The 21,290-nt window shown below is 60.9% G+C and carries 17 protein-coding genes; 6 read left to right on the top strand and 11 right to left on the bottom strand.

Going from position 1 to position 21,290, the window contains the following annotated elements:
- Positions 1-64: 64 nt before the first annotated feature.
- The gene (locus tag QRN33_RS19115; RefSeq protein ID WP_285409556.1) at positions 65-3,187 is read left to right on the top strand and encodes a hypothetical protein; all 3,123 of its coding nucleotides are present in this window, start codon (positions 65-67) and stop codon (positions 3,185-3,187) included.
- A gap of 147 nt (positions 3,188-3,334) precedes the next feature.
- Here QRN33_RS19115 and QRN33_RS19110 read toward each other — a convergent pair whose 3' ends face one another.
- From QRN33_RS19110 to QRN33_RS19090, 5 genes are all read right to left on the bottom strand, one after another.
- Entirely contained in the window at positions 3,335-4,297 is a 963-nt protein-coding gene (locus QRN33_RS19110) for a sensor domain-containing diguanylate cyclase (RefSeq protein ID WP_064362011.1), read from the bottom strand.
- 131 nt (positions 4,298-4,428) lie between these two features.
- Positions 4,429-7,335, bottom strand: coding sequence for a hypothetical protein (locus QRN33_RS19105; RefSeq protein ID WP_252875948.1), 2,907 nt, complete (start codon positions 7,333-7,335; stop codon positions 4,429-4,431).
- A gap of 149 nt (positions 7,336-7,484) precedes the next feature.
- The gene (locus tag QRN33_RS19100; RefSeq protein ID WP_285409555.1) at positions 7,485-8,063 is read right to left on the bottom strand and encodes a hypothetical protein; all 579 of its coding nucleotides are present in this window, start codon (positions 8,061-8,063) and stop codon (positions 7,485-7,487) included.
- 1 nt (position 8,064) lies between these two features.
- Entirely contained in the window at positions 8,065-10,227 is a 2,163-nt protein-coding gene (locus QRN33_RS19095) for a xanthine dehydrogenase family protein molybdopterin-binding subunit (RefSeq protein WP_285409554.1), read from the bottom strand.
- Between the two features lie 22 nt (positions 10,228-10,249).
- On the bottom strand, positions 10,250-10,705 hold the full coding sequence (locus QRN33_RS19090; protein ID WP_042609542.1) for a (2Fe-2S)-binding protein: 456 nt from the start codon (positions 10,703-10,705) through the stop codon (positions 10,250-10,252).
- 247 nt (positions 10,706-10,952) lie between these two features.
- Between QRN33_RS19090 and QRN33_RS19085 the strand changes: the two genes are divergently transcribed.
- Positions 10,953-11,783 (top strand): alpha/beta fold hydrolase, encoded by an 831-nt coding sequence (locus QRN33_RS19085; RefSeq protein ID WP_039763251.1) that lies wholly within the window; start codon positions 10,953-10,955, stop codon positions 11,781-11,783.
- 148 nt (positions 11,784-11,931) lie between these two features.
- Here the strand turns inward: QRN33_RS19085 and QRN33_RS19080 are convergent, their stop codons facing one another.
- Positions 11,932-12,324: a GFA family protein gene (locus QRN33_RS19080; protein WP_285409553.1), complete on the bottom strand. Its 393-nt coding sequence runs from the start codon at positions 12,322-12,324 to the stop codon at positions 11,932-11,934.
- A gap of 218 nt (positions 12,325-12,542) precedes the next feature.
- On the opposite strand from QRN33_RS19080, the gene QRN33_RS19075 reads away from it, so the two are divergent.
- Positions 12,543-13,376, top strand: coding sequence for an AraC family transcriptional regulator (locus tag QRN33_RS19075; RefSeq protein ID WP_285409552.1), 834 nt, complete (start codon positions 12,543-12,545; stop codon positions 13,374-13,376).
- A 141-nt stretch (positions 13,377-13,517) separates the two neighbouring features.
- On the opposite strand, the gene QRN33_RS19070 is transcribed toward QRN33_RS19075, so the two are convergent.
- From QRN33_RS19070 to QRN33_RS19055, 4 genes are all read right to left on the bottom strand, one after another.
- Entirely contained in the window at positions 13,518-14,105 is a 588-nt protein-coding gene (locus QRN33_RS19070; protein WP_042609538.1) for a LysE family translocator, read from the bottom strand.
- Positions 14,106-14,407: 302 nt separating this feature from the next.
- The gene (locus QRN33_RS19065; RefSeq protein ID WP_285409551.1) at positions 14,408-16,645 is read right to left on the bottom strand and encodes an ATP-binding protein; all 2,238 of its coding nucleotides are present in this window, start codon (positions 16,643-16,645) and stop codon (positions 14,408-14,410) included.
- A complete protein-coding gene (locus tag QRN33_RS19060) occupies positions 16,642-17,247 on the bottom strand; it encodes a biliverdin-producing heme oxygenase (protein WP_285409550.1) in 606 nt (201 codons plus the stop codon). The genes QRN33_RS19065 and QRN33_RS19060 overlap by 4 nt, the downstream gene beginning before the upstream one ends.
- A gap of 195 nt (positions 17,248-17,442) precedes the next feature.
- Positions 17,443-17,721 (bottom strand): hypothetical protein, encoded by a 279-nt coding sequence (locus QRN33_RS19055; RefSeq protein WP_285409549.1) that lies wholly within the window; start codon positions 17,719-17,721, stop codon positions 17,443-17,445.
- A 159-nt stretch (positions 17,722-17,880) separates the two neighbouring features.
- On the opposite strand from QRN33_RS19055, the gene QRN33_RS19050 reads away from it, so the two are divergent.
- Positions 17,881-18,999 (top strand): carboxylate-amine ligase, encoded by a 1,119-nt coding sequence (locus QRN33_RS19050; protein WP_285409548.1) that lies wholly within the window; start codon positions 17,881-17,883, stop codon positions 18,997-18,999.
- Here QRN33_RS19050 and QRN33_RS19045 read toward each other — a convergent pair.
- Positions 18,981-19,412, bottom strand: a complete 432-nt coding sequence (locus tag QRN33_RS19045) for a VOC family protein (RefSeq protein ID WP_065617005.1) — start codon at positions 19,410-19,412, stop codon at positions 18,981-18,983. The two genes, QRN33_RS19050 and QRN33_RS19045, sit on opposite strands and share 19 nt — an antisense overlap.
- 109 nt (positions 19,413-19,521) lie before the next feature.
- On the opposite strand from QRN33_RS19045, the gene QRN33_RS19040 reads away from it, so the two are divergent.
- Together QRN33_RS19040 and QRN33_RS19035 are read left to right on the top strand one after the other, a co-directional pair.
- On the top strand, positions 19,522-20,604 hold the full coding sequence (locus QRN33_RS19040; RefSeq protein ID WP_042609533.1) for a bifunctional transcriptional activator/DNA repair enzyme AdaA: 1,083 nt from the start codon (positions 19,522-19,524) through the stop codon (positions 20,602-20,604).
- 58 nt (positions 20,605-20,662) lie between these two features.
- Positions 20,663-21,280, top strand: a complete 618-nt coding sequence (locus tag QRN33_RS19035) for a DNA-3-methyladenine glycosylase family protein (RefSeq protein ID WP_285409547.1) — start codon at positions 20,663-20,665, stop codon at positions 21,278-21,280.
- The last annotated feature ends 10 nt before the right edge of the window (positions 21,281-21,290 follow it).

Here is a 21,290-nt window from a genome sequence, read left to right as displayed (position 1 = left end):
CAGCCACCGCGCCCCTCCTTCGATACTCGTCGCTTGATGCTTATCAACCGCCTGGGAGGCGCAGATGAACGACACACCGGTACATGTACAGACGCTGATCCAGAACCTTATTGCCGAGTTGACTGAAGTCCCGGTGGTCACGCCCGAGACCCCGTCGCGCACCCTCGAAGTCCCCCGCGGCTGCCTGCTGCGCGAATGGATGGAGCTGTACTGGACAGCCCTCGAACGCCCGGAATTTCTCGACTGGGCCAGCCGTTTCCACATCGATCTGGATACGCTGCGTCTGAAGGGCGACACACTGCAGGCGAGCACACAATCGAACGGCGCCACCCGCGTGCGTACATTCACCCTGGACGATGATTCCGGCTGGTGGCAAATGGCGCCATTGCTGCTGTCGATCTCACAGCGCATCGATTCGTCAGGCCTGGGCCTGCCTTACATAGGTGGCAAGTCTGCCAACCCGCTCTACCGATTCCCTCGTGAAGTTGTCCTGGCGTTTTACGGCTATCCGGAACCGCAGAACCAGGCGCAGGCAAAAGTGATCGTCGCCGAGTTGAAGACCCGTGGCTTGCCCGCAATGGATGAGCAAGGCCATACCACCTCAGCGGTCGTCAGCGAACGCAACGGGCAATTGGAGGATTTCCAGCGCATCGCGACGAAAATCGATGAGGTGGTAACCGACAGCGATCCGTTCGAGCAACGAGGTCTTGCCGATGCGCTGGTATCGCTCAAGTCCTCCTCCGCTTCCTCTACCTCCGCCGGTGCGGCGCTCAAAATCGGCGAGCTGTTGACGCGCTATGGCATGCCAGTTCCGGAGAATGCGGCCGACGCCCGGTCACTGGCGCAGGATTTGCGCCGGCACACATGGCCCGCGTTGCCCTATGTCAGTGATTATGTGCAGACCGGCGACCCCATTCGCAGCTATCGCGAAAGCTTTGCCGATCTCGAAGACGGCAGGCATATCGTTCGGCGCCTGATAGCGCTGAGCTGGAACAAGGCACCCACGGCCCGAATCGATTACGAGGAATTCAGCGAGCCCCATCCGGACTCTGCGCTGGCAGAGTGGATTGCGCTCGGCCAGCGTGGATTGCAGGTCTTGAGTACCAACCCTGATTTTCAGGCCATCCTGCGGCAGCAAGGCCTGCCCATCGACAGTCCACTGCTCTTGAGCGAATCCGGTCACGTCGGCACGGCCAGCCCGCACGGCTGGGTAACGCTGACCGCACAGGTGGAAAAGCACTCGGATCTGAAGCTCTATCGCGACCAGCTCAAAGCCAAGGCAAGCAAAGCTGGCGGGGTCTTGCGCTCGGACGGCAACGTCACGCTCGGGCAGATGCTGCGCTTCTACGATCTCCCTTTGCCGAAAACTGTCGAGCAAGCCCTCGCCCTGGCGAAATGGTACAGAGTCAATCTGCACATGAGTCCTGGGCTTATGAACCACTGGTGCCTGTTAGGTCAGCCCTGGACTCAAACGGAGCGGTTCACGGCGCAACAACGTCAAAGCATCATCGACACCACGCAATCGTATTTGCCCGAGGGCTCGCCGCCGTTGATCGATTACCTCAGTGAGGGAATCGACACCGATCTGCCGCTCAATACGCTCAAGGCAAAAGCCGACTACTTGATCGGTTGCATCCTGATCACCCCACGCGCCCGGACGCTGGGCAATCAATTAGTAAAGAGCCTGGGGGCAGCGGCGCACAAGAAACGCCTTCTGGCCACCAACCGCGACCGTCTGTTGCTCGCAGCATTGATTCTCAGCCTGGAGCCGAGCGCCGGCGAGGACTTGAACCGAATCGTCGGCCAGCGTCTGGAAGGCCATGATTTCTGGGGCGACAGTTATGAGGAAGTGCGCCGGTTCATCGATCGCCAGCCCCAACTCGTCGGGGTCAAGAACAAGACACTGGCGACCCACCTGTTACTGTCCGGTATAGCGCCGGAGTTTCTGATACGTGACATTCCGGGGTCACTTTCTTACATGAGTTGTCTTGAATGGGTAAGGTTCAAGCAAGTCGTGCTGTATATCGAAAGCCGCCTGCCGGGCGTGGCACGCTTGATGACCTACGAGCAACTGAGCCAACTGACGAAAGGCCCGGCACCGGCGGACTTCTACACGTTTCTGCGCGAGGACTCCTGTGCCTCGGTCGTTGTCGACTGGGCGGTCGCAAGAGGTGCGATCCAGCGTGATGAGGAATGCGCAGTGACCGTTTATGACAGCGCAACGCTGAAGCAGGCCGATGTGGTCTTTCGCAATCACAATCGTCTGCTATCGGGTTTTTATCGCCGGGCCTTCCTGTCGACAGCGCCTACGCCCGCCACTATTGCCCTGACGGATCTGCGCAAGGCCTTCGCTGATAACCCACACCTGACGGCGAAGGTGCTGTTCGTCCCCGCTTTGAACGCTGAAACATCGGTAACGCATTACTCCCTGAGCGATCTGCATATCGCCGGCAAGCTGACAGGCGACATGCAGGGATGGCAATCGAGCAATCAGCAGCTGCAATTGGCGCCCATGATTGCGTCGTTGCCCAGGCTGCACAACGTAGCCAGTTTCTTCCATGCGGCACTGACTGCGCGCTTGAAGCAAATGAAGGATGCGCATATCGCGTTTCTGAAGGAGGCGTTTTGTCGTTTACCGTTCGCGCAACGAGTCGACATCGAGGACCACGAGCTGGAATTGCTTGCCGTGCGGCCGGTATCGGCGGCCACGGACAAGCCTGATGTCGCCAAAACCGCAGCGTTCGGCGTGCTGGCGCTGCTGCATGGCCGGCCAGCCAGGGTATTCGAGATCTTCACCTGCAGGGATGAAGTGGTGTTGCGCCGTGATATCGATATCACCCTTCTCAAACCATCGCTGGCAAAAGAAGCGGCGAAATCGCTGCCCATCGATGCCGAAGCCTACCGGAACGGCACCCTGCCCCGCGCAAATGCCACCTGCAAAGCATTTCTCACCCGCCTCGATATCCAAGGCGCACCGCTGGAGGAACAACCACGCACCGCAGTGCCCGATACGTTTTCGTCGAACAAGGTCGACGCCATCGCCAGGACGGCAGTACGTCACCTGTTCGAAGCTTATGAAGCGAAAGCCTTGCAAGAGGCGCTCGTTGCACCTGATCTCAAGGATGCTGAAGCCTGCCACGAGAAATGGCTGGGGTTTTATCAGAAGCTGAGCCCACCGAAACGCTGAGTCATGGCGGGCGTTGCGGAAACTCGACACCAGCAAATCCTGTAGGAGTGAGCCCGCTCGCGATAGCGTTCTGTCTGTGACTGCACACGCTGCCTGGCACACCGCTATCGCGAGCAGGCTCACTCCGACAGATGAATTGCGCCCGCGCTAACAGCCTTTCAACGCCTGCTTGTGCGCATACATCGCGCCATCCGCATCGGCCAGCAGCCGGTCCACGGTTTCGTGTCGCGCGGGATCGTATTCGATCTGGCCGACGCTGAAGCGAATTGCATAACCGCGGTGCAGCGTGGCGTTGCGCTCTTCAAGGATTTCCTTGAGGCGCGCCATGATGCGCGTGGTTTCGACGTGACTCGAGCCGGTCAGCAACGCGACGAACTCATCGCCACCCAGGCGCCCGACCACATCGCTTTCACGAAAGGCAATGCGCAACACATCGGCGAAGGTTTTCAGCGCGCTGTCGCCTTCGGCATGGCCATACAGGTCATTGATCTGCTTGAAGTCATTAAGGTCGAAAAACAGCAGCGTCGCCGGCCGGTTCAGACGCACACAGGCATCCAGCGCATGCTGGGCCAGTTGCTTGAAACCGCGGCGATTGGACAGCAACGTCAACTCATCCATGCTCGCCATTTGCACCGCCGTCAGCTCTTGCTCGGCCATCTCCGCGAGGTCGCGCAACAAGGCGCGCTCCTCGTCGTCGAGGTTGCGGGGTTTGGTATCGATCAGGCACAAGGTGCCCAACTTGTTGCCGTCCGGCACGGTCAGCGGATAACCGGCGTAAAAGCGAATATTCGGCGCGCCGGTGACCAGCGGATTGTCATGAAAACGCAGATCTTCCCGCGCATCGGGCACCAGCATCAGTTCGTTCTGCAAAATCGCATGGCCGCAGAACGAGACATCGCGCGACGTCTCGCTGACATCCAGCCCCACACAGGACTTGAACCACTGGCGATCCTTGTCGATCAGCGTGACCAGAGCAATCGGCACATTGAACAAGCGCTTGGCCAGACGCGTCAGGCGATCGAAACGCTCTTCAGGCGCCGCGTCGAGGTTGAGGCCGTGCAGCGCGTCGATCCGTGCAGCTTCATTGGCAGGTTTTCCGGGCACCAGCATCACATGCTCCATTGGCATCAATCGCCTTTAGAGTAGCGCTAAATGCGCGATGGCTCACCCTCAACGCCACTAACTGCCCGAAACAGGTTGTTGGCTGGGTGCAATGGAGCTTTGGTAATAGATGTAAATCGTCATGAAAGCTGTCTCATCCGGATATTATCAAGTTTCGGGTGTCCACCCCCTATATATATGTTAATGCTTGGGCTCGCCGTGCTATTTACATATTCGAGCTTAAAACTCTCCCAACCACCTGTTGGAGAAACTACAGTTTTCAGATCGGGATACTCGGACCTCGTTATTCTTATATTGGATTGACCATTTATAAAATAGTCAAAGCTTAGTTCAAAGCATTGACCAACCGCGAGCCCAACGAATTTCTTTAAAATAGTTATAACGGGAGATTCAATATATTCCAAATAATAATCACCACCTCCTTCAGTAATTTTACTTACATAGTATTTTGGATCTGTGTCGCACCAGCCATTTCGTTCTGATCGAGTAAACGTCGTCAAATCATCAAACAAATTTTTCACCGCATATACCCGCACCGGACAATTCACAGCGTCCGCTAGCGTGGCAGCCTTGAACAGTCCGACTCTCAGCTCGACTCTCAGGGTTGAACCTTCCTGGCACTCCCGCAACCACTGCACTTCGGCCGCCATGGCCAGTCCATCGACCTGATTGTTCGGCGTGCCCGCAGATGGTATGTACTGCCGCGTTGTCCCATCGCTAAGCTGTTCGATGTAACTCACCCACACAAGCGCGCCATACAACTGAAACGGCCATTGGTTGCACATCACACGGGTGGTGTCGCGAATGGATGCAGGATTGAACGAGTCGCCATCGATAGCTTCCAGTTGCGGCATCGGCAAGTTCTGCAATGAGCCGATGCGTAACGGCAAGATTTTGGAAGGCGTCGGCCCGCTGCCGCGTACCACGTCATAACAAATACTCACTTCTCTCTCGAGATTTGCGGCGGTAATCAAGGCAGCAATCGGAAAGTCGATGGGCGTTGCTCCCGTGACATATCGCCGCTCCGGCCGAACTGATCCCTCCCCTGCACGCCCTTCAATGATCAGATCGATGCCATCGCCGTCGTGCATCGCGGTGGTGTCGACCCTTACAGTGAACCCGCCTTGATGGGCATTGGGGTCGAGTTGTCCGCCGAGGGCTTCCAGCACGGTGGGCGCGTCCCATTGCGGTTTCGGCTCGCCGATGCTCAGGGTGCGGGTCTGCGAGTAGCGCGTCGGCTGACCCGAGGCAAAAATGACGTAGTAGCTCACGTCCACCTTGCCGTTGCGATTGGCCTCGATGTGCGCGAGGTGCACGTGAAACGGCACGGGGTAACCGGCACTGTGCGTGCTCAGTGGAATTTCATATTTGGGGTGGGGTCCGCTGGTGGAGCCGACCCACCGCAGACCGACGATGTCGTCCTTCATCGTATCGACAAATGGTGCGGTCACGTCAGCGCCATTGGGCGCGTCTTCCGGCAGCAGGATGTCCTCGTCGTCCGCCTGAGCCACATCCGGTTTTTGCAGATCGGGCAGGGCATCCCCAACAGTGAGGTTCAGCGGCAGCGAGTTACGCACGCTGTTGAGCATCACATCGTCATTGGCAACGGTGTAGCGGACTTTCACCGTACCACCGTCCAGTAGCAGGATTTCCTTCGCCGGCACCTCGCGTACGATAGCTGTGCCTTCCGGTTCGTCAGCGACGATGATGCGGATCGGGTAATACGTATCGCCGCCGCCGAGACGTTTGCCCTCCCAGTGCACCGTGATCAGATCGCCCGGGCGGCGCGCCTGGTAATACGGCACCGACACCGAAGCGCGTGGCGCGTCCGCGGGCAGGTGGCCGCCGGAAGCCTCAACCACTTGTGGAGCCTGCAAACTGCTGATCTCGCCCTTGACACTGGCACTCGCGTTTTTCGAGGGGCGGTCAGGGACGCCATCACGTTTCAAGGTATACGCCACCAATGCCGACCCCATGGCGATGGCCTTGACCTTGGCGTTGGGAATCAGAAAGACAACTTGCAGGCCGACGCGAACGACGGGCAATTCGATCGGCCCGTGGACCACCTGCGATCCTTCGGACGGGGTCCCCGTCCAGGTCATCACGACTATATCCCCAGTCCTGAAATGGTCTTCCGAAGTGTTGACCAGCACGGTGACGTCCTTTTCTCCCAATGTTTCCAGCTTGATTTCACCCGTCACCGGGTCAGCCTCCAGCACGATGGGCGCGCCTAGCCGGTTCTGTTTGAGATCAACCAGCAAATAGGTGGTAGCCGACCAGGGTGAGCGCTCGTCAGGATAGTTGCCAACCTCGTCGACCACCTGATAGTGCACGCTGATCCGCGTGCCATCGCCGACTTCTCCAATGCTCGCCTTGTCAATGTGTACGATCAGTGGATGATTGATCGGGTCTTCAAGGTGCTCGCGCGTGACGCGCTCGATAAGGCGCTTGGAGCCATAGATAAGGTGGATGGAGTCATTCATCTGCATGAAAGGATACGGCAGGATGGTGACATTCACCCCCGCATCCGCTTCGACCGGGCCGATACCATGGTCGATGATGGTTTGCGGAATGGAGTACAGCAGGTGTGAATGACCGTCCTCGTTGTAGTCATCATCAAACCCCCCGGGACGGTCGAGCTTGACCAGCACCTTCAGTTTCGGGGTGGAATCTTCCCAGTCCTGATGAAGCCGCTTGATCGAATAAAACAACGGATAAACGTCACCCCGTACCACATGACCGCTGGGAATGCGGCCGTGCACCGGCTTGTTCTCCTCGCCGGTCAACAGCGTGTGCCTCCACACCTCATCAGTCGGATTGCCCCAGTAAACCCTGACTTCATCCCCCGCCGTCATGACGCCCCAAGGATTGATCGCAAAACGCAAGCCGCCTTCGACCGCTCCTACACCGAAGCCCCCGTCGTAGCCCTCGACGGGCGTCCGGATGCTGGAAAAAACCGGTGGCCTCAGCGCCAGCGGTTCGACGGGTTGCGATTGCGTTTCGTCTGTCGTCACGAGGGTGTTCATGGGCAGGCTCCGGGACTGGGGGGATGCGGAAGCCATGAAACCGCAAAATCCGGGCGTTCGCACCTGTCAGATATGACAGGTGCGAACGGATGATTGCGGGACTAAACTCGCAGGTTGCGTACCCCTGTACCGGGCGACACCGCTCAGCGTCAGCCGCCCGCCACCGGACACGGTCCGCCGGCATCGGCCCAGAGCTTGAATTGCTCGACGAAAATATCGTGCGGCACCGGCACCGGTGCGCGCCCTGCTCCGGGATTCCAGCCCCAGAGCACCAGTTTGTCTTCGCTGACGTGTTTTAACAGGGCGGCGAAATCGCGATCGCCGTTGCTCGCGCGGTCCTTGATCATGGCGCAAAGCTTGTCTGACGGCAGGCCAATCCAGGCCATCTTGTGCGCCGCCGGTGGCAGGCTCCAGTGCGGCGCGCCTGGCGGCGCATGGGGGCCGTAACTGGCCGGCGGATTGTTTTCGGCATGGCAGGTGGCACAGGGCAAACCGGCGGCGCCCTTGCCGTCCATGCCGCGCACCACATTCATCGCGTGAGGGATACCGGCGTCGAACTGCAACGGCGAATCGCCGGGAATGTGACAGTTCTGGCAGCGCGGGCTCTGGAAGACTTTCTGCACCGTGCCGAACGCTTTCAATGCCTGCTGATCCTCGGCAAACAGGTCCGAGGCGTAGCCACCAAGGCCCAGCAAAACGACGGTGCCCAATACCAGATGTCGTTTCATCTCACACCCCCGACAGTTGCAGTGGCAGTTCGCGCAGACGTTGCCCGGTCAGGGCAAACACCGCGTTGGCCACCGCCGGCGCGGTCGGTGGCACGCCGGGCTCGCCGATGCCGCCGGGTTTTTCGCTGCTGGGGACGATGTGCACTTCGACCACCGGCATTTCGTTGAGCCGCAACACCTGATAATCGTGGTAGTTGGACTGCACGACGCCGCCGTCCTTCACGGTGAGCTTGCTGTGCAGGGCCATGCCGAGGCCGAAGGTGATGCACGATTCCATCTGCGCAGTGATGCTCTGCGGGTTTACCGCAATGCCGCAGTCCACCGCACACACCACCCGATGCACGCGAATCGCCAGATTGTCCTGCGACACCTCCGCCACTTGTGCCACGTAGCTGCCGAACGACTCGTGCACCGCCACGCCGAGGGCATGCCCGGCGGGTAGCGCCGCGCCCCAGTTGGCCTTCTCCACCGCCAGATTGAGCACGCCGAGATGCCGCGGATGCGCTTTGAGCAGCGTTCGCCGGTACTCCACCGGATCCTTGCCTGCCGCCGTCGCCAGTTCATCGATCAGCGATTCCATGACGAACCCCGTGTGGGTGTGGCCCACCGAACGCAGCCACAGCACGTTGATGCCGGTCTGCGGCGAATGCAGGTCGACCTGATGATGAGGCAGATCCTTGATGTACGGACTGTCAGCCACACCCTCGACCGAGGTCGCATCGATGCCATTCTTGACCATTGCCGCCTCGAGCATCGTTCCGGTCATGATCGATTGCCCGACCAGCACATGCTGCCAGCTCAGCGGCAGGCCATCGGCACCCAGCCCGACCTGAGCCTTGTGCAAGTACATCGAGCGGTAATAGCCGCCGCGAATGTCATCCTCGCGCGCCCACACGGTTTTCACCGGCAGGCCTGCCGCTTTCGCGACTTGCACGGCTTCGGCGACGAAGTCCGAGGTCGGATTGGCGCGGCGACCGAAGCCACCGCCGAGGAATTCCGTGTGAATCTCGACCTGCTCAGGCTTGAGCCCGGTGATCTTGCTGGCGACCATCTGGTCGAGGGTCTGGAACTGCGTGCCGGTCCAGATTTCGCATTTGCCGGCGCTGATCTTCACCGTGCAATTGAGCGGTTCCATCGGCGCGTGGGCCAGATACGGCACGCTGTACTCGACCTCGATTTTCTTCGCTGCCTTGGCGAAATTGGCCTTGGCGTCCCCGGCCTGAGTGGCGGAAGTGCCCGGGGTCGCCGCCAGTTTGCGGAAGCTTTCCAGCAGTTTTTCGCTGCTCATGTCGGCCAGCGGGCCCAAATCCCAATCGACCTTCAGCGCATCGCGCCCCAGCTTCGCCGCCCAGAAATGCTCGGCCACCACCGCCACCCCGCTGGGCACCTGCAGCACCTTGTGCACACCGGGAATCGCCAGCGCTGCGGCGCCTTCGAAGGATTTGACCGTGGCGCCGAACACCGGCGCGCGGGCGACCATCGCGGTCATCAGGCCCTCGAACTGCACATCCATGCCGAACTTGGCGCGGCCGGTGATTTTCTCCGGGGTGTCGAGCCGCTTGGTCGGTTTACCGATGACTTTCCAGTCCTTGGCCTCCTTGAAGGTGATGGTTTTCGGATCCGGCACCGGCAGTTGCCCGGCGACATCGGCCAGTTCGCCGTAGGTCGCGCGCTGGTCCCCGGCGATCACCACGCCGGACTCAGTGCGAATCGTCGAAGGCGCGACGTCGAAGCGTTTCGCCGCCGCTTCCACCAGCATCTGCCGCGCCGTCGCCCCGGCCAGTCGGTAGCGGTCGAATTCCATCCAGGTCGAGGTTGAGCCACCGGTGATCTGCATGCCGCCGAACGCCGGCAAACCGTAATCCGCCGCCGAGGCTGGCGAGTGCTCGACGCGAATTTTCGACCAATCAGCGTCCAGCTCTTCGGCAATCAGCATGGTCAGGCCGGTCCAGATGCCCTGGCCCATTTCCGAATGGCCCAGCAGCACGGTGACGCTGTTGTCCGCGGCGATACGCAGGAACGCATTGGGCGCGAATGTCTTGTTCTGATCTTCTGCTGCGCGGGCGAAGCGATTGGCCCCGGGCACCACAAACGCCACCATCAGGCCGCCACCCAACACGGCACTGCCCTTGAGAAACCCCCGACGCGATAGCGGACTGTTCATCGTCTATCTCCCACAGAATGAATCAGCCGATTTCGGCGGCGCGTTTGACCGCTGCGCGAATGCGCGGATAGGTGCCGCAGCGGCAGATATTGCCGGAGAGCGCCTGATCGATATCGCTGTCGGTGGGGTTGGGAATTTTCGCCAGCAACGCGGCGGCGGACATGATCTGCCCGGACTGGCAGTAACCGCACTGGACCACGTCGAGTTCTGCCCAGGCCTGCTGCACCGGGTGCGAACCATCGGTGGACAAGCCTTCGATGGTGAGGATTTTCTGCCCGTGGGCGACGGCAGTCGCCGGGGTGATACAGGAGCGTAATGGCGCGCCGTCAACGTGCACGGTGCACGCGCCGCACTGGGCCATGCCACAGCCGAACTTGGTGCCGGTCAGGTGCGCGACATCGCGCAGAACCCAGAGCAGCGGCATGTCGGCGGGGACATCGAGCTCCTGATCCTTGCCATTGATATTCAGGGTCAGCATCGGATGATTTCCTCAGGCTTACGGTGTTGCGCAGGGGCGTCGCTGTGGCGGCAGAAACTACGCACGCCCGCGCTTATCCCTTTCAGCAAAGCCTAAATTACGCTTGAAGCCAGACGTTGTGACCAGCGGTCATGCAGACCGTGGGGTTGCTCCTACAGTTGATAACGGCTCGCACTGAGTCGTCGTATCTCTGCGCAACCGGTCCGCGAGCCTCGCGGTTGTCCATCACAGGTCAGGAGTAACGAATATGGGCTTTGTCACCACTCGAGACGGCGTCGACATCTTCTACAAGGACTGGGGCCCGCGCGACGCCCCAGTGATCCACTTCCACCATGGCTGGCCGCTCAGCTCGGACGACTGGGACGCGCAGATGCTGTTTTTTCTCGCGCAGGGCTTTCGGGTGATTGCCCATGATCGGCGGGGACACGGGCGCTCAAGTCAGGTCTGGGACGGCCACGACATGGACCACTACGCCGACGATGTGCTGGCGGTGGTCAATCATCTGGGTACGAGCAACGTTGTCCACGTCGGCCATTCCACCGGGGGCGGCGAGGTCATCCATTACATCGCCCGGCATGGTCAGGACAAGGTCAGCAAAGCGGTGTTGATCAGCGCCGTACCACCGTTGATGGTGCAGACCGAAAGCAACCCGGGTGGCTTGCCGAAATCGGTGTTCGACGGCTTTCAGGCGCAGTTGGCGGCGAATCGCGCGCAGTTTTACCGCGATGTGCCGAGCGGGCCTTTTTATGGCTATAACCGCCCCGGCGCCGAGCCGTCGGAAGGGATCATCGCCAACTGGTGGCGGCAAGGCATGATCGGCGGCGCCAAGGCGCACTACGACGGCATCGTCGCCTTTTCGCAAACCGACTTCACCGAGGATCTGAAAAAAGTCACGGTGCCGGTTCTGGTGATGCATGGCGAGGACGACCAGATCGTGCCTTATGCCAACTCCGGACCGTTGTCGGCGAAACTGCTGCCCAATGGCACGCTGAAGTCGTATCCGGGTTTTCCGCATGGCATGCCGACGACGCAGGCTGAAACCATCAATGCGGATTTGCTGGCGTTTATCCGCGGGTAATATCACGAACGTACGCGATCCCCTGTAGGAGTGAGCCTGCTCGCGATAGCGGTGGATCAGTCAATACAAGAGTGACTGGCATACCGCTATCGCGAGCAGGCTCACTCCTACAGGGATCGTCGGTGTGCGCGAGATGGGGATAAGTCCTCTACCCCTCTCCGCGCCCCTTGCCTTCACGATCACCGCCGTAGTGCCTGGACAGTGGAAAATCCGGCAGCCACGACTCGCGCCGTACCGTCCAGCTTTCATAGGTGGGTAGCAGTTGATCCGGCGCGTCGAGGGCGCCCAGGTTAATTTCGATTTCATCGGCGGATCGATTGAACACCGACGAGCCACAGCGCGGGCAAAAGTGCCGCCCCTGGTAGTCATGGGTTTCGCCGGTAATCGTCACCGCGTCTTGAGGAAAAATCGCCGAGGCATGAAACAACGCGCCGTGCACCTTGCGACAGTCAAGGCAATGGCACAGCCCGACGCGATAAGGCTCGCCCGTGACCTGAAAACGCACAGCGCCGCACAGGCAGCCGCCAGTGAATGTCTTCATGGTTTAGCTCCTTCGCACTTTTGATAAACACAATCCAGATAGGCTTCGAAGAACCGCAGTGTTACGCCATCCAGCCTATTGCAGCTTGCATCATTGCTTTCGACCTGCCGAGGGGGATTGCTGCAGATGTCGCAAGATACGGACAACGCGCAAATCGCGACGGGCATTCGCCGGCCAGAGCTAATACACTCAAGCGCTGACCTGCCGGGACGATCACGATGAAACACGCCGCTGCGAAGAACCCCGACAAAGCCCCGCGTTTCTGGCGCGACGACGCCCTGCCTTTCATTGAGGCGCGAGCCATCGCTGATGGTCGCGAGGTCTGTTATGCACGGCATTCCCACGCGCACTTTTCCATCGGCGCGATCACTGCCGGGCGCAGCACCTATGTCCATGAGCAAGCGCAGTTTGCGGTGGCGGCCGGCACCGTGGTGCTGATGAATCCCGGCGATGTGCATGCCTGTAATCCGATCGACGATCAGCCGTGGTCGTATGTGATGTTGTATGTCGAAACGCCGTGGCTGACGGATTTGCAGCACCAGTTGGGGTTTGCGGCGGAGCTGGAATTCCGGCGTTTTTCGGACACGCATCTGGCTGATGCCGAGCTGTTCGGCAGGTTGACGGGGTTGTATGAGGTGTTGGTCGACGAACAGTTGGAGGCGCTGGCGAAACACAGCGCGGCAGTGGAGTTTTTCAGTGATTTGCAACTGCGCCTGAATCCGGCTGATCAGCCTGTACGTGAGCCGAACTTCAAGCTGGAACGCGCCGCTGATTTCATTCGTGCACATTGCACCGAAGTGCTCAGCCTCGAGGCGATTTGCGCGGCGGCGCAGTTGTCGCCGTCGTACCTGATTCGCGCGTTCAAGCAGCGTTACGGAATGACACCCCATGCCTTTTTGGTCAATCAGCGCATCCAGTTCGCCCGCGAACGCTTGCGCCGCGGCCAGTTGATTGCCGATGTCGCGCTCCAGGCCGGATTTGCCGATCAGGCGCATTTTCAGCGAGTGTTCAAACAGCATCTGGCGGCAACGCCGGGCCAGTACCGCGGCTGAACCCAATCTCTGCTAACACACAAATCCCCTGTAGGAGTGAGCCTGCTCGCGATAGCGGTGTGTCATCCAGCACTGCATTGACTGATCCACCGCTATCGCGAGCAGGCTCACTCCTACAGGGTCTTGTGATCGACAGGTCAATCAGGTGATCAGGAGATAAACCGCGCTCACCGCCAGCAACAACGCCATCAGCCGATTGAACCAGCGCATCCCCGCCGCGTTGCTCAGATAGCCACGCAAGAACGTCCCGGCATACACCCAGCACCCCACCGACAGATAGCAGATCACCAGATACACCGCCGCAAATTGCCAGACCAGCCGCGCCTCGCCGTCGGCGACAAACGCGCCCATGCCGGCCACGCACGCCAGCCAGGCCTTGGGATTAAGCCATTGCATCACGGCGCCATAGAGCATCGACGGCGCGCGGCCGGACTCGCTGGCGTGCAACTGGCCGTCATCGCTGGCGAGTTTCCAGGCCATGAACAGCAGAAACGCCACCCCAGCCCACTGCACCACGCGAGTCATGAACGGCCACAACTGCAGGACTTCATGCAGTCCCAGCCCCATCAGCACCAGCAACAGCACAAACCCCAGCGTCGCCCCGGCAACATGTCGCTGGCTGGCACGAAAGCCGTACTGCGCGCCAGAGCTCAAGGCGACGATATTGACCGGCCCGGGGGTGATGGAAGCGGCCAGGGCAAACGCCGCCATGGAAAGAATCAGACTCATTGCACACCTGCTTCAAATGAGGAACGAGGTGACTACGGTAGCGAGCACGGGATTTGCGGTATTGAAGAAAATGACCCTGAGGATACGAATCTTCTGTAGGAGCGGTGGGTCAGTCAGCCCAGTGTTGGCTGGGCTGACGTCTTCGCGAGCAGGCTCGCTCCCACAGGGTTTTGTGTGAAACCAAATTGCAGAGCCCACCGCAAGACCTGTAGGAGTGAGCCTGCTCGCGATAACGGTGGATCAGTCAGAACAGCGCTGACGGGACGGACGCCATCGCGAGCAGGCTCACTCCTACAGGGCGATCAGGCCAGGCGCGGCACGGTGAAGCGGAACTCGCTACCCTGCCCCGGCTCGCTCTCGGCGACGATCTGTCCGCCGTGGGCTTCGACGATGCCTTGGGTGATGTACAAACCAAGGCCGGTACCGGTCGGATTGCCTTCCTTCACTGTCCAGTAGCGATCAAACACATGCGGCAAATGTTCCTTGGGAATGCCTTCGCCGCTGTCACGCACGATGAACACAATCTCATCGCCCACCGACTTGGCGTGCACACCAACGGTGCCCATGCGCGGGGTGAATTTGATTGCGTTGCCGACCAGGTTGGACAGCACCTGAAACAGCCGTTCAGGGTCGGCGTGGATGCGCAGGTCAGGATCGGCCTGGAAGGAAATGCTGATGTCCTTGTCATGGGCCAGCGGCGACAGCAGCGATTGCGCTTCTTCGAAGATAAGCCCGACGTCCAGCGCCTGCGGGGTAATGGAATAGCGCCCGGCGTCGATTTTCGAGGTGTCGAGCAGGTCTTCGAGCAGCGTGTTCATGCGTGCCGTGGCCTGTTGCATGGTATCGATCGCCGTGGAAATGCGCCGCGAGGTGTGCGCCCCCTCAGAGCTGAAGGCTTTCTGCATCATGCCGCACAGCATGGAGATCACAGTCATCGGGTTGCGCAGATCGTGGGAGACCACCGCCACCAGTTCGTCTCGCGCCCGCACGGCCTCCTGCTCGCGCCGTACCTGGCGGGCCAGATCGTTTTCCAGCGCCGAGCGACGCAGATCATTGGCAGCAAACCGATCACCGTGGCTCCACTTGGTGGAGATCCCGGCCATCTCGACTTTCCAGATCTCGAACGAGGTGCGCGGACGCAGGCGCAGGCCGGCGTCGGAGTTTTCCAGGTCCAGCGGTTTGCGCGGGTCGCCGCTCCAGTTGATGTTTTCCTTCACTTCCGGACGGAACCACAGCACGCCATTGTCCACCGGTTTGGGCAGGCTCATGGCGAGCACACCGCTGGCGACCGATTGATACTGCGCCGCCGGCGGATAAACGCTGGACAGATGATGACTGGCGAACACCGGCTCGCCGCGCTCCTGCAACCATTTGTGCAGGGCGCGAATTTCTTCCGGCGCCGGGCAGTTGCCGTAACGGTGCAGTTGTTTGTCTTCGATGATCGCGATGCCGCCGGCATTGACCAGCGCCATCAGCGTCGCCGGCTGCTGGGCGAGGCCGTCGAACACGTTTTGCGGCGAATCGATCATCGCATGGTTGAGCCGCGCCAGCGCTTCGACCTTCTCCTCGCGCTGGCGAGTCAGTTCCAGGGTTTCCATCGCACTGATCTGCAACGACAAGACCTGACCGATGGTCTGGCAAGCCATGCGCAATTCATGCGGCACGTGCAGCGGCTGGCGATTGCCGCAACTGATCAGGCCCCAGAGCTTGTCGCCCTTGAGCAGCGAAATGCTCATCGACGACAGCACACCCATGTTCTTCATGTACTGGCAGTGGATCGGCGAGACGCTGCGCAGGGTGGCGAAACTCAGGTCCAGCGGCGTTTGCGTGTCGGGGCGCAACTTCGGCACCAGCGGCACCGGCTGGTAATCGGCGTTGGGGATGATCCGCAGCCAGTTGGTGCGATACAGCTCGCGCGCCTGCTCGGGGATGTCCGACGCCGGGAAGAACAGACCATTGAACACTTCCATCGACGGGTCGGACGCTTCGGCGATGACCTGGCCGTGGCCCTCCTCCTCGAAGCGGTAGATCAGCACCCGGTCGTAACCGGTCATCGCCTGGATTTCCTTGACGCTGATGTCGTACAAGGCCTGCAGCGTGGTCGCCGCTTGAAGGCGCTGGAGCATGCGACCCAGATGGGTGTTGACCCCGGCAACGTTGCGCGGCTGGAAATTCTTGACGTGGATCTCAAGCTCAAGAATCAGCACACCCTGGTGGCGATGCAGCAAACCTTCGAACGAGGTGCCGTTGAGCTCGAAACGCAGCGGCGCCGCCTCGGAGAACGTCGCCTGCTGCAAGGCTTCCTGCACTTGCGCGGTGTGTTCGGCGCCGATCAGGCTGTGCAGCGGCTGGCCGATCAACGATTCCGGCGCGCGGGCCAGCAGGGTTTCGACGTTGGCGCTGACCTGAATGATCTGCAGCGCAGGCTCGCTCAGGGTCAGCAGCAAACCATGGGGCTGAATCGCGCCGGGAAAGCGGATCGGCTCGTCGGCACAGTTGGCCAGCAGTTCTTCAAAGGCTTGTTGGTCTTGCAGGTTCATGCCAGTACCTCCTGGCGCTCGAGCCACTGCTCGAAACAGCTGAATGTGGTTTGTGCTGCGCTGACCACGGCCGCGCGTTCGCTGGCATCCATGGGCCGGTTGCTCAGGTATTCGATGAACTCGCGCCAGCGCCGCCCGGTGGCAGCGCCATAGACATCCAGGAACGCGGCGCCGTTGTCGGCATCCAGATTCAGCCGCGCGGCGATTTCCCGACGCAGGATCTGCCCGCCAAGGGTGGCGCCTTCGAGCACGTACAGAACGCCAAGGCTGGCAGCGCTGGAGTCGATCACCGGCAAGTCCTCGCACAGCGGCAAGTCATTGGCGCTCGCGCCCAGCGCGCGCAGGTCGGCGTGCAAGGTTTCGGCCTTCAGACGAGGCGTCAGATTGAAATCGTCCGGCACCGCCCCGCTGGCCAGCAACGCCCGTTCCAGCGGCTGATAGAAACCGTAATAGGCCGCCATCAGGCGTTCGAAAGCGCGGGTATCGAGGGAGTCGGAGAAAAAAGGAAGGCGTTTTTCCAGTGCGATGTGCAGTTCGGCTGTGCCGGCCCGCAGATCTTGCAGCACCGGTGGCACATAAACCTCACGGGCCTTTGCTTGCATGTAGATCGCTCTTGGTGGGACCCGGCAGGGGCCATTCTGGGTGGGCACGGCGTGGGGTGGGAATTTATCACGCCACGCAGCTTTTTTGACTGCCGAAGCGTTTTTTCTGCCGAACCTCGACCCTATGACACGTTCAGAGTGGCGCCGGATCGAAAAAGTTCGACCGACGCCATTATCCTGCCATCCTCCAGCGCTTCAGTCAGCGCCGCTGTCGTTCTGCACGGATGGATCACCGTTGGCTGGGACGCTGGTGTCGGGAACGCGTTTTGACGGGTTACTGTGTTCGGCGCCAGGGTAACCGGGCAAACCGCGAGTATCGCCCGGTGTCATGACATCTTCGCTGTCACGGCTGACGTCCCAGTCGGTGGTGGCGTTGGGATCTTCATCACGCCCGGCCGTGCCGATGGCGAAGCCGTCGTCGTTGGGATTGCCGGTCTCATTGAGGGCCTTGTCGTTGCTGGATGGGTTGCTCATGTCTGCCTCCAGAAAACGTTGATCGGACTTGTTTGGAAACGCCCTCGCCGCCCAAGTGCAATGGACAAGACCAACGGTGCATTCGCGGCACTGGTCGCCTGGCTTGAACCACCGTTGCTGCGGCGGGTTCTGAAGAGAAACACTCACTCGAGCACCGCCATGAGCCATCCGCGATTCGGTATCGAGGAAGAGTATTTCCTCACTGATCGGCAGACCTTGAGCATGGTCGGCAGCCCGCCACCACAGGCGATCGAGGCATGCCGGGCGGCGCTGGGCGTGTGGTTTGCCACGGAGATGTTTCAGGGGCAGATCGAGGTGGCCTCGCCGGTGTTCAGCGATTTTCTGCACGCCGGCGATTTTCTCCGCGGCAGCCGTCAGGCCCTGGGGGCAGCCCTCGAACCGTTTGGCCTGGCCCTGCTCAGCGCCGGCAGTCATCCGCTGGCCGACTGGCGCGAGCAGGTGCCGACCGACGAGGAACATTTCCAATATCTGTTCCAACGCTACGGCCATGTCGCGCGGCGCAGCGTGCTGTCAGGCCTGCATGTGCACGTCGAAGTGATCGAGCCGCTGGATCGGATTGCGGTGATGAACGAAGTGCTGCCGTGGACGCCCCTCCTGCTGGCGCTGAGCTGTTCGTCGCCAATCTGGGATGGCGCCGCCAGCGGCTTCATGAGTTACCGGCAGACGGCGTGCGACGAGTGGCCACGCATGGGTATCCCGCCGCTGTTTGCCGATCAGCGCCATTACGACGATCACCTGGCGTTTCTCACGCGCATCGGCGCGATCACGGAGCCGAGCGAGTGTTGGTGGGGTGCGCGCCCGGCGGCGCGCTTTCCGACGCTCGAGCTGCGCATGACTGACGCCTGCCCTCGGGTTGATGATGCGCTGACGCTCGCGGCGTTTTTTCGCGTATTGGTGGCTCATGCCAGTGCACAGCGGCGCCCCGGTCTGCTGTACGACCAGACCGCGCGCTCGATGCTGGAAGAAAATCGCTGGCGCGCCAAACGCCTGGGCACTCATGCGCGCTTTCTGGTCGAGGGCATCGACGGCGACTGTTCGATCGCGCAGTGGCTTGAACTTGCCGAGCAGCGTTTTGCCGAGACCGCGCAGGCGTTGGGCGCGGCGCAGTTGTTTGAACGTGCGCGGGCGATCATTGACACCGGCAACAGCGCCGATCGGCAACTGGCGCTGTTCAACCTGGCCTCTGAGCAACCGCAAAACGGCCATCTGGCGCTGGCGCAAGTGACCGAACTGTTGCTTCAGGAAACGTCTGGCTGAGCGCCTTCGGACGGGCCTTTGAGTTCGACCTGATTGCCGTCCGGGTCGAAACAATACAGCGACAGGCCGTAGCCCTCGGCGCCGAAACGTCTGGCGGCTTGCTCCACGGTCAGCCCGAACGACTGCAGGTGAGCGACAAGCGCCGCTTCATCGAACGGCTCGATGCGCAGGCAAAAGTGGTCGACATTGCGTTTCTGCGCCTCAGCCGCGCCGCCGCCCTTGCGCCCGAGTTCGCCTGCAAGGTCGACCAGATCGATCATCGAGGTGCCGGCCCGCAAGTGCACCAGCCCCAGCGGCTGGTTATGCCTGACCACTTCGGCACCGAACACTTTGCCGTAGAAATCGATGCTGCGTTGCAGGTCGGCTACGCGCAGGACGACATGATCGATGCGCTGAATGGAAAACGGATGCATGGGTGAGCTTCCTTGAAAGCGGCGACCCGCTCATTGTGCTGCACCAGCGAAAAAATTCACTGTCGATTTTTCGGTGGAGCCATCGACAAAGCGGATTTACTCTCAGCCCATGAACATACCAGCCGCTGTCCTGCCACCCCACGCCGAAATGGTTCGCGCCATGCTCGAACGCGACACTGCCTATGAAGGCGTGTTCTTCACGGCGGTGAAAACCACCGGGATCTTCTGCCGCCCCAGTTGCACGGCGCGCAAGCCGAAACCGGAGAACGTCGAATTTTTCGCCCATGCCGACGAATGCCTGTGCGCCGGTTACCGCGCCTGCCTGCGCTGCAAACCGCTGGACGCCGCGGCGATCGCCCCGGACTGGGTCCAGCGCCTGCTCAACGCGGTAGACGCCGATCCCGAACGGCGCTGGAGCGATGCACAATTGCTCGCTGAAGGCATCGAACCATTGAAGCTGCGGCGCTGGTTCAAACAGCATTTCGGCATGACTTTCCATGCCTGGCTGCGCACCCGTCGCCTCGGCATGGCCCTGGGCGGAATCAGGCAAGGCGCGTCGATCGATCACGCCGCGTTCGACTCCGGCTACGAGTCGCTCAGCGGTTTTCGCGACGCTTTTCAGAAATCCTTCCACATTACCCCGGGCCGCGCCGCCAACAGTGAGCCGCTGCTGTTCACCCGCCTGACCACGCCGCTAGGGCCAATGATCGCCATGGCCGAGCGCCGTGGTCTGGTGCTGTTGGAGTTTCTTGATCGCCCGGCGCTGACCCGTGAAGTCGAAGCACTGCAGAACCGTTATGGCTACGCCGTCGCGCCGGGACACAACGCGCACTTACAGCAGATCGAGGTGCAACTGGCGGAGTACTTTGCCGGCAGGCTCACTCAGTTCAGCGTGCCGTTGCACCTGCCCGGCAGCGCTTTTGCCCGCGAGGTGTGGGCGGCGCTGCTGCAAATCCCCTACGGCCACACCAGCACCTACGGCGCCATCGCCGCGGGACTGGGCAAACCCGGCGCCAGTCGTGCGGTGGGTCTGGCCAATGGGCACAATCGGCTATCGATCGTAGTGCCCTGCCATCGAGTGATCGGCGCAGACGGTTCGCTGACCGGTTATGGTGGCGGGCAACCGCGCAAGGCGTTTCTGCTGCGGTTGGAGAACGCTGCGCTGCAAATGACTCAACAATTGGCTTTCTGAAACATGCAACTCATCCAGCGAGAAGGGATTTCGATGATTACGCTCGACTCACGGCCGCATGACTGACGTGTACGACGCGGCCAGCGCCTTTCTGGCCGTAATAGACGCTGACTGGCAGCGCCATATCCGCGCCGTCGGCCCCTGCCTGCATCAGCCGCACCCGGCGCGCGATCCGTATGAGTCGCTGGTGCGCGCGATTGCCTATCAGCAACTGCACGCCAAGGCTGGCGATGCGATTCTCGGGCGTCTGGTGGGGTTGTTTCCCGGACAGGCATTTCCGCGTCCGGAACAGATTCTGGCGACTGAGGTCGAGCGAATGCGCGCTTGCGGATTTTCAGCCAGCAAGATCGCGACGATCCAAGGGATTGCCCAGGCAACGCTGGATGGCGTGGTGCCGGATTACCCGACTGCGCGGGCCATGGACGATGAAACCCTGATCGAACGTCTGACCAGCCTGCGCGGCGTCGGTCGCTGGACCGTGGAGATGCTGCTGATCTACAGCCTGGAACGCATGGACATCCTGCCGGCTGATGACTTCGGTGTGCGTGAGGGTTACCGGCGTTTGAAGGGACTGGACGTGCAACCGACGCGCAAACAGATGATCGAGATCGGCCGGGCGTGGAGCCCGTATCGGACAGTGGCCGCCTGGTATCTGTGGCGGGTGGCCAAGGTCTAGACCGCGTTAT

Source organism: Pseudomonas sp. FR229a, assembly GCF_030209115.1.
Taxonomy (GTDB): domain Bacteria; phylum Pseudomonadota; class Gammaproteobacteria; order Pseudomonadales; family Pseudomonadaceae; genus Aquipseudomonas; species Aquipseudomonas moraviensis_A.
This window is presented reverse-complemented; position numbering and strand designations above follow the sequence as displayed.